This is a genomic window from Streptomyces spiralis (assembly GCF_014654675.1).
Taxonomy (GTDB): domain Bacteria; phylum Actinomycetota; class Actinomycetes; order Streptomycetales; family Streptomycetaceae; genus Streptomyces; species Streptomyces spiralis.
This window is the reverse complement of sequence record NZ_BNBC01000021.1, coordinates 59,966-72,335: the sequence shown is the minus strand read 5'-3', so window position 1 is coordinate 72,335 and position 12,370 is coordinate 59,966. Positions and strand designations below refer to the sequence as shown.

Genomic DNA, 12,370 nt, shown 5'->3' with positions numbered 1-12,370 from the left:
GGTCGTCGGCGACACCACGGGCCCGGACTGGGAGGCCGACCGTGCCGCCCTGGTCGCCCGTGAGCTGTCCTTCGCGGAGTTCCTGGACCGCAGGGGCCTGGCGCTGCGCTCGGACCTGCTGGGCGCCTGGACGCGGTGGATCACCCCCGAGTTCGAACAGCGCCGCTACGACACCTGGTTCTTCGTCGCCGCCCTCCCCGAGGGCCAGCGCACCCGGAACGCCTCCACGGAGGCCGACCGCACGGTGTGGATCCGCCCCGAGGACGCGGCGGCCGGATACGACAAGGGCGAGCTGCTGATGCTGCCGCCCACCGTCGCCACCCTGCGCCAGCTGGTCGGTTACGGCTCTCCCGCCGAGGCCCTCGCGGCCGCGCCGGCCCGCGATCTGACCCCCGTGCTGGCCCGGGCCCGCCTGGTCGGCGACGAGGTCGTCCTGACCTGGCCGGGCCACGACGAGTTCACCAAGCACATCCCCAACGGCGGCGCGGCGCCCGCGTGACGGCGCGCCGGCCCCGACCGACCGACGCCCAGGAAGGTCCCCTCGCATGACGGACGCATCAGCGCTCCCCGGCCAGCCCCGGGGCGGCGTCCTCTCCGGTCCCGCCACCGCGCGGGCCGTCAACGTCCTCGCGCCCAACGCCTCCGCCATGACCCTGGATGGCACCAACACCTGGATCGTCTCCGAGCCCGACTCCGAGCTGGCGGTCGTCATCGACCCGGGGCCGCTGGACGAGGGTCATCTGAGCAATGTCGTCGACACCGCGGAGAAGGCCGGCAAGCGGATCGCCCTGACCCTGCTGACCCACGGTCACCCCGACCACGCGGAGGGCGCCGCCCGCTTCGCCGAACTGACCCGCACGCGCGTGCGTGCCCTGGATCCGGCTCTGCGGCTGGGCGAGGAGGGCCTGGGCGCGGGCGACGTGATCACCCTGGACGGCCTGGAGCTGCGGGTCGTACCGACCCCCGGCCACACCGCGGACTCGCTCTGCTTCCACCTCCCGGCAGACCGGGCCGTCCTCACCGGCGACACGATCCTGGGCCGCGGCACGACGGTCGTGGCCCATCCCGACGGCCGCCTCGGCGACTACCTGGACTCGCTGCGGCGGCTCAGGTCCCTCACGGTCGACGACGGCGTGCACACGGTGCTCCCGGGGCACGGACCCGTCCTGGAGGACGCCCAGGGCGCCGTCGAGTACTACCTCGCCCACCGCGCCCACCGGCTCGCCCAGGTCGAGACGGCCGTCGAGGACGGCTACCGCACCCCGGACGACATCGTCGCCCACGTCTACGCCGACGTCGACCGCTCCCTGTGGCCGGCGGCCGAGCTGTCGGTCCGGGCCCAGCTGGACTACCTGGAGGAACACGGGCTGATCTAGGCCCTAGCCCGGAGCCTCCGGCCTGGGTGCCTTGATGCCGTGCACGCGCGCGTACTCCCCGGCGAGCCAGGGGCCGAGATCGTCCACGTAGGTGCGCAGCACGGTGGGGTCGCCGACCGGGTCGTAGCCGTGCGCGGCCGCCGTACGCAGCTGGGCGGCCCGCGCCGGGTAGTACGCGCCGAAGGCGGCGGCCATCTCGTGGAGGTCGCTGGTCCAGCCGCGCCAGCGGCCCATGACCAGGGTGAAGCCGGTCCTGACCAGATGCCGGGACATGAACCGCACCAGGGGCCTGCGGGCCTCCTCGGTGTCCTCCGCGGCCGCGATGCGCGCCCGCCAGCGGGGGAGGAAGAGGGCCAGGTCCCCGTTGGTCTCGCGCGCCAGCAGCGGGTCGTCGGGGCGGTAGCGGGGAAGGCGTGCCGCCAGGTCCTGCCCCAGCAGGGGCGTGCACAGGCAGGCGACGAACCACCCGAGGTCGTACCGCTCCAGGTCGCTCAGCAGCCGCTCCCGGCCGAAGAGCAGGGTGCCGACGCCGTCGATCTGCGGGAACTCCGCGTCCAGCGCCGTACCCAGCGCACCGGCCCGTCGCCGGTCCGCGTCCGTCGGCTCGTCCCGCAGCGCGACCAGCAGGTCCAGGTCGCTGCGTCCCACGCGCGCGGTGCCGCGGGGGATCGACCCGTAGAGGTAGGCGCTGTGCAGGCGGCTGCCGTAGATCTCCGGCAGCCGGTCGCGGGCGGCCGCCACGACGGGGCGGAAGGCGTGCGGCACGCGCGCGAGGGAACCCTCGCGCGCGATGTATCCCTCCGGTGTGAGTCCCGGGGAGAGCCCCTTGAGCCGGACCTCGTCCGGGACGTGCCGGTGGTGTCCCGTCAGCGGGACCTCTTGGCCAGCCGCTCCACGTCCAGCAGGATGACCGCGCGCGCCTCCAGCCGGAGCCAGCCGCGCTGGGCGAAGTCGGCCAGGGCCTTGTTGACCGTCTCGCGGGACGCGCCGACCAGCTGGGCCAGCTCCTCCTGCGTCAGGTCGTGCACGACGTGGATGCCCTCCTCGGACTGCACGCCGAAGCGGCGCGAGAGGTCCAGCAGGGCGCGGGCGACGCGGCCCGGCACATCGGAGAAGACCAGGTCGGACATCTGGTCGTTGGTCTTGCGCAGGCGCCGGGCGACGGCGCGCAGCAGGGCGCCGGCCACCTCGGGCCGGGCGTTGAGCCAGGGCTGGAGGTCGCCGTGGCCGAGGGCGAGCATCTTGACCTCGGTCAGCGCGGTCGCCGTCGCGGTGCGGGGGCCGGGGTCGAAGAGGGACAGCTCACCGATGAGCTCGCCGGGACCCACGACGGCCAGCATGTTCTCGCGGCCGTCGGGGGAGGTGCGGTGCAGCTTCACCTTGCCCTCGGTGACCACGTAGAGACGGTCGCCCGGGTCGCCCTCGTGGAACAGGGAGTCGCCACGGGCGAGAGTCACCTCCGTCATGGAGGCGCGAAGCTCCGCGGCCTGCTCGTCGTCGAGCGCCGCGAAGAGCGGATTCCGCCGCAGAACGTCGTCCACGAGTTCTCTCCTTGTCGACCTGCTCAGGGGATCTTGCTCCCCCGGTGTGCCAGGGGACCGTGTTCCCCATTTTGCCGGACGGTCCAAACAGTGTGATCTGTCACAAGGATGCCGCACAGGTGTCCCGGGGTACGCGGCAGGGGTCCGATCGGACGCTGATCTTCGGGGTCCCGGGCGGATGTCGGTGCCGGGCTTTAGGCTGGCCGGGTGTCCAAATCGCCGGTGAGAGCACAGGTCTAGGGGGCTGGGCAGGTGGCTGCACATCAGGATTCCGCTGTGGGCGAACACGAGCCCGACGGCGGCCGGAAAGTGGCGGAAGCGGCGAAAGGTGCGTCCGGGAGGAAGTCCGGCAAGACGGCCTCCGCCGGGGCCGGAGGAGCGGGTTCCGCCAAGAAGACGGCCTCCGCCAGGAAGGCCGCTGCCGCGAAGAAGGCCGCCCCTGCCAAGAAGGCTGCCGCCGCCAAGAAGGCCCCGGGCAGGACGGCTGCCGCCAAGAAGACCAACGGCAAGACCACCTCTGCCAAGAAGACCACCACCAAGAAGGCCGCCCCCATCAGCAAGGCCCGCCCGCCCAAGAAGGTGACCATCGCGCCGCCGAAGGCGACCGTCGCCCTGGGCGAGGCGGCGCCCGCCAGGACCGTCGCCCCCGAGCCGCCGAAGGGCGAGTCCCGCACGGCCCTCGTCCGCCGTGCCCGCCGCATCAACCGCGAGCTCGCCGAGGTGTTCCCGTACGCCCACCCCGAGCTGGACTTCGAGAACCCCTTCCAGCTGCTGGTCGCCACCGTCCTGTCCGCCCAGACCACGGACCTCAGGGTCAACCAGACGACGCCCGCCCTGTTCGCGAAGTACCCCACCCCCGAGGACCTCGCCGCCGCCAACCCGGAGGAGGTCGAGGAGATCCTGCGCCCCACCGGCTTCTTCCGGGCCAAGACCAAGTCGGTCATGGGCCTGTCCAAGGCGCTGGTGGAGGAGTTCGGCGGGCAGGTCCCGGGCCGGCTGGACGACCTCGTCAAGCTGCCGGGCGTCGGACGCAAGACCGCCTTCGTGGTCCTCGGCAACGCCTTCGGACACCCGGGCATCACCGTGGACACCCACTTCCAGCGGCTGGTGCGGCGCTGGCGCTGGACCGAGGAGACCGACCCCGACAAGATCGAGGCCGCCGTCGGCGCGCTCTTCCCCAAGAGTGACTGGACCGACCTCTCCCACCACGTCATCTGGCACGGCCGCCGCATCTGCCACGCCCGCAAGCCCGCCTGCGGTGCCTGCCCGATCGCCCCGCTGTGCCCGGCGTACGGCGAGGGCGAGACCGACCCGGAGAAGGCGAAGAAGCTGCTGAAGTACGAGAAGGGCGGCTTCCCGGGCCAGCGCCTCAAGCCCCCGCAGGCCTACCTGGAGGCGGGCGGCAAGCCGGCCCCGCCCCTGGGAGCCACCGGATGACCCCGGCGGAACAGGCGGAACCGGCGGAACAGGCGAAGCCAACCGGCCCGGCGGATTCGGCGGAACCGGCGGACTCGGTGGAACGATCCAGGTGCCGCCGGGCGTTGGACACGGCAGTACGGCGACGGGGACGGGGGTGGCGATGACGCGGGTCGGCGACACAGCGAGCGGGACGGCACAGGGGCCGGCGCATGGGACGGCGAGCGGTACGCGCGACGGTGCGATCGCGCTCAGCAAGGACGGGCTGCCCACGTGGCTGCGCCCGGTCGTGCGCGTCGCCGAGACCGTCGAGCCGGTCCAGCTGAGCCGCTTCCTGCCCCCGGAGAACGGTGCGGGGCGCCAGTCCGCCGTCCTCGTCCTGTTCGGTGAGGGCGAGCGCGGGCCCGAGCTGCTGCTCATGGAGCGGGCCAGCTCGCTGCGCTCCCATGCCGGCCAGCCGTCCTTCCCCGGCGGGGCGCTCGATCCCGAGGACGGCGACCCGCAGGGCCAGGGTCCGCTGCGGGCCGCGCTGCGCGAGGCGGAGGAGGAGACCGGGCTGGATCCGGACGGCGTACAGCTGTTCGGTGCGCTGCCCCGGCTCTACATCCCGGTCAGCGGTTTCGTGGTCACCCCCGTGCTCGGCTGGTGGCGCGAGCCCAGCCCGGTCGGTGTGGTCGACCCCGCCGAGACCGCCCGGGTCTTCACGGTCCCCGTGGCGGATCTCACCAACCCGGACAACCGGGCCATGGCCGTCCACCCCAGGGGTCACCGAGGTCCGGCATTCCTGGTCGAATCGGCCCTCGTCTGGGGCTTCACCGCCGGAATCATCGACCGCCTGCTGCATTACGCGGGCTGGGAGCTGCCCTGGGACCGAGAGAAGCAGGTCCCGCTCGACTGGCGGGCATGACAGGGTGGGACTCCCTGCCGTCGCGGCCGGGGCCCTGAAAGGACGCCGCGTCCTGCGCCGCTGAACGGCGGGGCGGGCCCCGGCCGGACGTGGGGATCGAGAAGACGATGAGGCGAGGCTCGACGCGGTGAACGTGCTGGACATCCTGCTGCTGGTCGCCGCCGTGTGGTTCGCGGTCGTGGGGTATCGCCAGGGATTCGTCGTCGGCGTCCTGTCGGTGATCGGCTTCCTGGGCGGTGGCCTGGCCGCCGTCTACGTGCTCCCGGTCCTCTGGGACGCCCTGACGGACAACACACCGGTCAGCACCAGCGCGGCCGTCGTCGCGGTCATCATCGTCATCGTCTGCGCCTCGGTGGGCCAGGCCCTGACCACCCACCTCGGCAACAAGCTGCGCGTGCACATCACCTGGTCCCCGGCCCGCGCCCTGGACGCGACCGGCGGCGCCCTGGTCAACGTCGCCGCCCTGCTGCTGGTCGCCTGGCTGATCGGCTCGCTCATCGGCCGCACGACGATACCGACCGTCGGCAAGGAGGTCCGCAGCTCCAAGGTGCTGATCGGGGTCTCCGAGGTGCTGCCCACGCAGGCCAACACCTGGTTCGACGACTTCACCTCGGCCCTCGCGCAGAACGGGTTCCCGCAGGTGTTCAGCCCGTTCGCCGACGAGCCCATCACCGAGGTGCGGCCCCCGGACCCGGCCCTGAGGCACAGCGCCGTCGCCGCCCGCGCCCAGCGATCCGTGGTCAAGGTCGTCGGCACCGCGCACAGCTGCGGCAAGGTGCTGGAGGGCAGCGGGTTCGTCTTCGGCGACCGCCGCGTCATGACCAACGCGCACGTCGTCGGCGGCGTCGACGAACCCACCGTCCAGATAGGCGGCAAGGGCAGGAAGTACGACGCCAGGGTCGTCCTGTACGACTGGCACCGGGACATCGCCGTGCTCGACGTGCCGGACCTGAAGGCGCCCGCCCTGCGGTTCACCGACGAGGACGCGCGCAGCGGTGACGGCGCGATCGTCGCCGGCTTCCCGGAGAACGGGTCGTACGACGTGCGCGCCGCGCGCGTGCGCGGACGTATCACCGCCAACGGCCCCGACATCTACCACCGCGGCAATGTCAGCCGCGACGTCTACTCGCTCTACGCGACCATCCGCCAGGGCAACTCGGGCGGCCCGCTGCTCACCACCGACGGCAAGGTGTACGGCGTGGTGTTCGCCAAGTCGCTCGACGACGCCAACACCGGTTACGCGCTGACGGCGGACGAGATCCAGCAGGACATCGCCAAGGGACGGGCCGCGAACCAGCAGGTGGACAGCGACAGCTGCGCGATGTAGCCCGGTGTCAGGTCCTTGAGGCCGGCGGAGAGGGTCAGCCGCGAGGGTGGCGCAGGCGTACCGAGACCCAGCGGGCCCGGCGGCGCAGAATGCGCGGAATGCCCACCCGGGGGTCCGCGCCCGTCAGTTGTCGGGCGTCCTCATGGAGGGAGCCCGGACCGCTCGCCGAACGGCGGGTGTGTGCTACGTCACTGTAGTCGTGCGTCCAGCCCATACTGCGACGTCTGCCCCTGCCCCAAGGTCGATAACCTCCCGAGGGCGCACCAATTGGCCTATGCGCCAGGCAAATGGCCGTTCGAAGGACAGGTGTTCACGTTCGGATACCGGGCGCATCGACGAGAGTCACCGACCGGTCACCCGGCGCCGCGCGACGCATCACCGACCGGACCGGGCGTCTCACAGGCCGTCACGACCGGGGTGCCACCTCACGCCGCGTCACGGCCGAGTGGGCACCACACGCCGCCTCATCGATCGGGTTCTGCATCCTTCAGCCAGTTGACGAGCTCGGCGGAGAACGCCACCGGGTCCTCCTCGTGCGGGAAGTGGCCCAGCCCGTCGAACAGCCGCCAGCGGTACGGCGCCTCGACGTACTCGCCGGAACCGGCCGCGCTGCGGGTGCGCTGCACCGGGTCCAGAGAGCCGTGCAGATGCAGGGTCGGCACGCGCACGGGGCGCTTCATCCGGCGGTAGAACTGGATGCCGTCGGGTCGGGCCAGCGAGCGCACCAGCCAGCGGTACGGCTCGATGGAGCAGTGCGCCGTGGACGGGATGCACATGGCCCGGCGGTACGTCTCCACCGCCTCGTCGTCCGGCAGCCGCGGCCCCGACCAGTCCCGTACGAGACGGGCCACCAGCGCGCCGTCGTCGGCGGTGAGCTGCCGCTCGGGGATCCAGGGCCGCTGGAACCCCCAGATGTAGGAACTCGCCGCGGTCTGCCGGACGTCCGCCAGCATCGCCGAGCGCCAGCGCCGCGGGTGCGGCATGGAGACCACGGCCAGGCGCCGGACCAGCTTGGGGCGCATCGCCGCCGCCGTCCACGCCAGATAGCCGCCCAGGTCGTGGCCGACCAGGGCGGCGTCCGGTTCGCCGAGGGAGCGGACCACGCCGGTGATGTCGAGGGCCAGGTTGGCCGGGTCGTAGCCGCGGGGTGTGCGGTCGCTGCCGCCCACGCCCCGCAGGTCCATCGCCACCGCCCGGAATCCCGCGTCGGCGAGCGCGACCAGCTGGTGCCGCCAGGTCCACCAGAACTGCGGGAAGCCGTGCAGCAGCAGTACCAGCGGGCCGTCGCCGAGCTCGGCGATGTGGAAGCGGGCGCCGTTGGCGGCGACGTCCCGGTGCGTCACCTTCCGGTCGCCGGGTACGTCGATCCGTACGACCGAGGTCGAATGCGCCGAAGGGGTGGCGGGGTCCGTCATGAGGACGAGCGTGCCACAGCTTCGATGGCCTCGGGTGTCCGGTCCTCCAGAGCGGGGCGCTCCGGACGGGGGTGCGGCTTGGCATTCTGCAGGACGCCCGCGGTCTGCTTCATCGACGCGGCGACCTTCTGCGGGCCCTTGCTCTTCTTGGCCTTCTTCGCGAACACCAGGCCGATCAGCGCGAGGAGGCCGGCGAGCAGGACGTTGGCCGCGAAGGACAGCAGGAAGCAGACCGCCATGTTCCAGCCGCTCCACGTCCGAATGCCGTAGGCCAGGGCGAAGTTGAGCATCGGCAGCGAGAACACCAGGACGACGCCGGCCGCCGAGAGTGCGCCGCCGCTCGCCGCGCCGCGCTTGACGTCCTGCTTCAGCTGGGCCTTGGCCAGTGCGATCTCGTCATGCACCAGCGCCGACAATTCGGTCGTCGCCGAGGCGAACAGCTGGCCGATGCTGCGTTCGGCGCCGACCGGGCTGCCGTCGGGTGCGCTCATCGCAATCTCCCTCTCCTGCCTGACTGGGAACGGTGCTGCTTTTGTACCGTCCCGTCAGATCATGCCGGACTGTCGTCCTCATCGCTTGCCCCGCCCGGCACTTCGGCACGCCGCCCTGCCCTTTCGGCTTCCTTGAGCTCGGCGAGCCGCCGGTGTTCGGCGGCCTTGCGCTCGTGGATGCCGGCCATGCGCAAGTGGTAGGCGGGGTCGTCCTCCTCGTACACGTCCGGTACGCCGTCGAGGTCCTCGTCGCGCTCCTCGACCTCCCACAGCCGCCGGTACCTGGCGTTCCGCATCTTCAGCAGGACGGTGGCCAGTGCCGCGGCGATCAGGGAGCCGACGAGGACGGAGGCCTTGACCTCGTCCGTGAGCGCCGCGTCACCCTTGAAGGCGAGCTCGCCGATGAGCAGGGAGACGGTGAAGCCGATCCCGGCGAGCGAGGCGACGGCGAAGACGTCGGCCCAGGCCAGGTCCTCGCTGAGCGACGCCCTGGTGAACCGGGCGGTCAGCCAGGTCCCGCCGAAGATGCCGATCGTCTTGCCGACGACCAGGCCGAGGACGACCCCGAGCGTCTCGGGCTTGGTGAACATGTTCGCCAGCGCCCCGCCGGAGATCGAGACGCCCGCGCTGAACAGCGCGAACAGCGGTACGGCCAGGCCCGCCGACACGGGCCGCACAAGGTGCTCGATGTGCTCGCCGGGGGAGTGGGTCTCGCCCTCGTGCGTGGTGCAGCGCAGCATCAGGCCCATCGCGACGCCCGCGATGGTGGCGTGCACGCCGCTGTTGTACATCAGCGCCCAGATGACCAGGCCGAGCGGTACGTACACGTACCACCCGCGCACGCCCTTGCGCAGCAGCAGCCAGAAGACGGCCAGCCCGGCGACGGCCCCGCCGAGGGCGGCGAAGTTCAGCCGGTCGGTGAAGAAGACCGCGATGATCAGGATGGCGAACAGGTCGTCGACGACGGCGAGGGTGAGCAGGAAGGCGCGCAGGGCGCTGGGCAGCGAGGTGCCGATGACCGCGAGCACGGCGAGCGCGAAGGCGATGTCGGTCGCGGTCGGCACCGCCCAGCCGCCGAGCGAGCCACCGCCGGTGAGGTTGGTGAGCACGTCCACGACGGCGGGAACGGCCATGCCGCACAGCGCGGCGACCACCGGCAGGACCGCGGCTCTGGGGTCTTTGAGGTCACCGGCGACCAGCTCGCGCTTGAGCTCGATCCCGGCGACGAAGAAGAAGATCGCGAGGAGTCCGTCGGCGGCCCAGTGCTCGACGGACAGGCTCAGGCCCAGGGAGGCGGGGCCCACGTGGTGGTGGGCGAGGCTCTCGTAGCTCGCGTGCAGGGCCGGGATGTTCGCCCACAGGAGCGCGGCGATCGCGGCGAGGAGCAGCAGGACGCCGCCGACGGTCTCGGTGCGCAGCGCGTCCGCGACGAACTTCCGCTCGGGCAGGGAGAGGCGTCCGAGGAACTTGCGGGGGGTGCTGGTGCGGGGCGTGGCCACAGGAACCTCCGGTCGGCGGGCATGGTCGAGCACAATGCCGACCAGACTTCCCGGCACACCTGAGGATCTTGTGGATCTGCTTGCGTTGGCGTCGCTTTGTTTAGTTTACCTAAGCTGCGGCGGGGGTGCGTCCGTGGTTCGCCCGCTTCGCGTGGGTGCGCCCTTGTACGGCGGAAGGGGCACCCGGGGCGTGTGCCGTCGGGTGCCCCTTCGGGCCGTGCTCAGTCCTGGCCGGGCGCTCGGTCCTCGCTCGGTCCCGGTCCTCAGTCCTCGCTGGGCGCCGCCGGGAGCTTCGCCTGGATGAGGTCCATGACGGTGGAGTCCGTCAGCGTGGTGACGTCCCCGAGCTGCCGGTTCTCCGCCACGTCACGCAGCAGGCGCCGCATGATCTTCCCGGAGCGGGTCTTGGGCAGCTCCGCCACCGGCAGGATCCGCTTCGGCTTGGCGATCGGGCCGAGCGTGGCGCCCACGTGGTTGCGCAGCTCGGCGGCCAGGTCGTCGGTCTCGGCGGCCGTACCGCGCAGGATCACGAAGGCGACGATCGCCTGCCCGGTCGTCTCGTCCGCCGCGCCGACCACGGCCGCCTCGGCGACCGAGGGGTGGGAGACGAGCGCGGACTCGACCTCGGTGGTGGAGATGTTGTGGCCGGACACCAGCATGACGTCGTCGACCCGGCCGAGCAGCCAGATGTCGCCGTCGTCGTCCTTCTTGGCCCCGTCACCGGCGAAGTAACGGCCCTCGAAGCGCGACCAGTAGGTGTCGATGAAGCGCTGGTCGTCGCCCCAGATGGTGCGCAGCATGGACGGCCACGGCTCGGTGAGCACCAGATAGCCACCGCCGCCGTTGGGCACCTCGCTCGCCTCGTCGTCCACGACGGTCGCGCTGATGCCGGGCAGCGGGCGCTGGGCGGAGCCGGGCTTGGCGTCGGTCACGCCCGGCAGCGGGGAGATCATGATGCCGCCGGTCTCCGTCTGCCACCAGGTGTCGACGACCGGCGTCCGGTCGGCGCCGATGTTCTTGCGGTACCAGATCCACGCCTCGGGGTTGATCGGCTCGCCCACCGAGCCCAGCACCCGCAGGGAGGACAGGTCGAACTTCGCGGGGATGTCGTCGCCCCACTTCATGAACGTACGGATCGCGGTGGGCGCCGTGTACAGGATGCTGACCTTGTACTTCTGCACGATCTCCCAGAAACGGCCCTGGTGCGGGGTGTCGGGAGTGCCCTCGTACATCACCTGCGTGGCGCCGTTGGCCAGCGGCCCGTAGACGATGTACGAGTGGCCGGTGACCCAGCCGACGTCGGCGGTGCACCAGTAGACGTCCGTCTCCGGCTTGAGGTCGAAGACGGCCCAGTGCGTGTACGCGACCTGCGTGAGGTAGCCGCCGGAGGTGTGCAGGATGCCCTTGGGCTTACCCGTGGTGCCCGAGGTGTAGAGGATGAACAGCGGGTGCTCGGCCTCGAACGCCTCCGGGGTGTGCTCCGCCGACTGCCGGCCCACGACCTCGTGCCACCACAGGTCGCGGCTGTCGTCCCAGGCGACCTCCTGGCCGGTGCGGCGGACCACGAGGACGTTGCGCACGTTGTCCACGCGCCCGATCGCCTCGTCGACGGCCGGCTTGAGCGCGGACGGCTTGCCGCGCCGGTAGCCGCCGTCGGCCGTGATCACGACCTTGGCGTCGGCGTCCTGGATACGGGTGGCGAGTGCGTCCGCGGAGAAGCCGCCGAAGACCACGGAGTGCGCGGCACCGACGCGGGCGCAGGCCAGCATCGCGATCGCCGTCTCCGGGATCATCGGCATGTAGATCGCGACCCGGTCGCCCTTCTGGACGCCCAGCTCGAGCAGGGCGTTCGCGGCCCTGGAGACCTCGTCCTTCAGCTCGGCGTAGGTGATGGCCCGGCTGTCACCGGGCTCGCCCTCGAAGTGGATCGCGACGCGGTCGCCCAGCCCGGCCTCCACATGGCGGTCCACGCAGTTGTACGCCACGTTGAGCGTGCCGTCCTTGAACCACTTGGCGAACGGCGGGTTCGACCAGTCGAGGGTCTCGGTCGGCTCCTTGGCCCAGGTCAGCCGGCGGGCCTGCTCGGCCCAGAAGCCGAGCCTGTCAGCCTTGGCCTGATCGTACGCCTCGGCCGTGACGTTGGCGTTCGCGGCCAGGTCAGCGGGCGGCGCGAAGCGTCGCTCCTCCTTCAAGAGGTTGGCCAGGCTTTCGTTGCTCACGACATCTCCCTTTCTCAGGGTGTCCGTTGTGTCCCAGGCCACAGCTCATCAGACCCGGGGGCCCGCTGACAAGGGCCGACGGGAAATTGGTTTAGACCTGTTGTCGAACCTTCGCCCTCCTGCTCGGGCTGCCTGCGCTGTCCGAGCTGCCTGCGCCGCTCGCGCCGGGCGCCGGTGTC

At 71.7% G+C, this 12,370-nt stretch carries 12 protein-coding genes; 5 read left to right on the top strand and 7 right to left on the bottom strand.

The annotated features are described in order from the left end of the window. Together IE318_RS45080 and IE318_RS21940 are read left to right on the top strand one after the other, a co-directional pair. Positions 1–499 (top strand): NUDIX hydrolase (locus IE318_RS45080; protein WP_506005415.1); only part of this gene is annotated, 499 nt, incomplete at its 5' end. Positions 500–545: 46 nt separating this feature from the next. Further along, positions 546–1,376 carry an MBL fold metallo-hydrolase gene (locus tag IE318_RS21940; RefSeq protein ID WP_030177214.1) on the top strand — a complete coding sequence of 277 codons (831 nt, stop codon included), beginning with the start codon at positions 546–548 and terminating at the stop codon, positions 1,374–1,376. Positions 1,377–1,379: 3 nt separating this feature from the next. On the opposite strand, the gene IE318_RS21935 is transcribed toward IE318_RS21940, so the two are convergent. Next, positions 1,380–2,141, bottom strand: a complete 762-nt coding sequence (locus tag IE318_RS21935) for a nucleotidyltransferase domain-containing protein (RefSeq protein WP_229903659.1) — start codon at positions 2,139–2,141, stop codon at positions 1,380–1,382. 101 nt (positions 2,142–2,242) lie between these two features. After that, the gene (locus IE318_RS21930; RefSeq protein WP_028421034.1) at positions 2,243–2,917 is read right to left on the bottom strand and encodes a Crp/Fnr family transcriptional regulator; all 675 of its coding nucleotides are present in this window, start codon (positions 2,915–2,917) and stop codon (positions 2,243–2,245) included. A gap of 276 nt (positions 2,918–3,193) precedes the next feature. On the opposite strand from IE318_RS21930, the gene nth reads away from it, so the two are divergent. The 3 genes from nth (at position 3,194) to IE318_RS21915 (ending at position 6,567) form a co-directional block, all read left to right on the top strand. Further along, the gene (gene nth / locus IE318_RS21925; protein ID WP_189902863.1) at positions 3,194–4,354 is read left to right on the top strand and encodes an endonuclease III; all 1,161 of its coding nucleotides are present in this window, start codon (positions 3,194–3,196) and stop codon (positions 4,352–4,354) included. A 142-nt stretch (positions 4,355–4,496) separates the two neighbouring features. Beyond that, positions 4,497–5,240, top strand: a complete 744-nt coding sequence (locus tag IE318_RS21920; protein WP_189902986.1) for an NUDIX hydrolase — start codon at positions 4,497–4,499, stop codon at positions 5,238–5,240. 127 nt (positions 5,241–5,367) lie between these two features. Next, on the top strand, positions 5,368–6,567 hold the full coding sequence (locus tag IE318_RS21915) for a MarP family serine protease (RefSeq protein ID WP_189902861.1): 1,200 nt from the start codon (positions 5,368–5,370) through the stop codon (positions 6,565–6,567). Between the two features lie 34 nt (positions 6,568–6,601). On the opposite strand, the gene IE318_RS45075 is transcribed toward IE318_RS21915, so the two are convergent. The 5 genes from IE318_RS45075 to acs all read right to left on the bottom strand — a co-directional run bounded on the left by IE318_RS45075 (position 6,602) and on the right by acs (position 12,191). Continuing rightward, positions 6,602–6,781 (bottom strand): hypothetical protein, encoded by a 180-nt coding sequence (locus tag IE318_RS45075; RefSeq protein WP_078917293.1) that lies wholly within the window; start codon positions 6,779–6,781, stop codon positions 6,602–6,604. Between the two features lie 250 nt (positions 6,782–7,031). Continuing rightward, positions 7,032–7,982 (bottom strand): alpha/beta fold hydrolase, encoded by a 951-nt coding sequence (locus IE318_RS21910; protein ID WP_189902859.1) that lies wholly within the window; start codon positions 7,980–7,982, stop codon positions 7,032–7,034. Further along, positions 7,979–8,473, bottom strand: coding sequence for a phage holin family protein (locus IE318_RS21905; protein WP_030177226.1), 495 nt, complete (start codon positions 8,471–8,473; stop codon positions 7,979–7,981). The genes IE318_RS21910 and IE318_RS21905 overlap by 4 nt, the downstream gene beginning before the upstream one ends. Before the next feature lie 59 nt (positions 8,474–8,532). After that, a complete protein-coding gene (nhaA, locus tag IE318_RS21900; protein WP_189902857.1) occupies positions 8,533–9,972 on the bottom strand; it encodes a Na+/H+ antiporter NhaA in 1,440 nt (479 codons plus the stop codon). A 263-nt stretch (positions 9,973–10,235) separates the two neighbouring features. After that, on the bottom strand, positions 10,236–12,191 hold the full coding sequence (gene acs, locus IE318_RS21895; RefSeq protein ID WP_189902855.1) for an acetate--CoA ligase: 1,956 nt from the start codon (positions 12,189–12,191) through the stop codon (positions 10,236–10,238). Positions 12,192–12,370 lie beyond the last annotated feature (179 nt).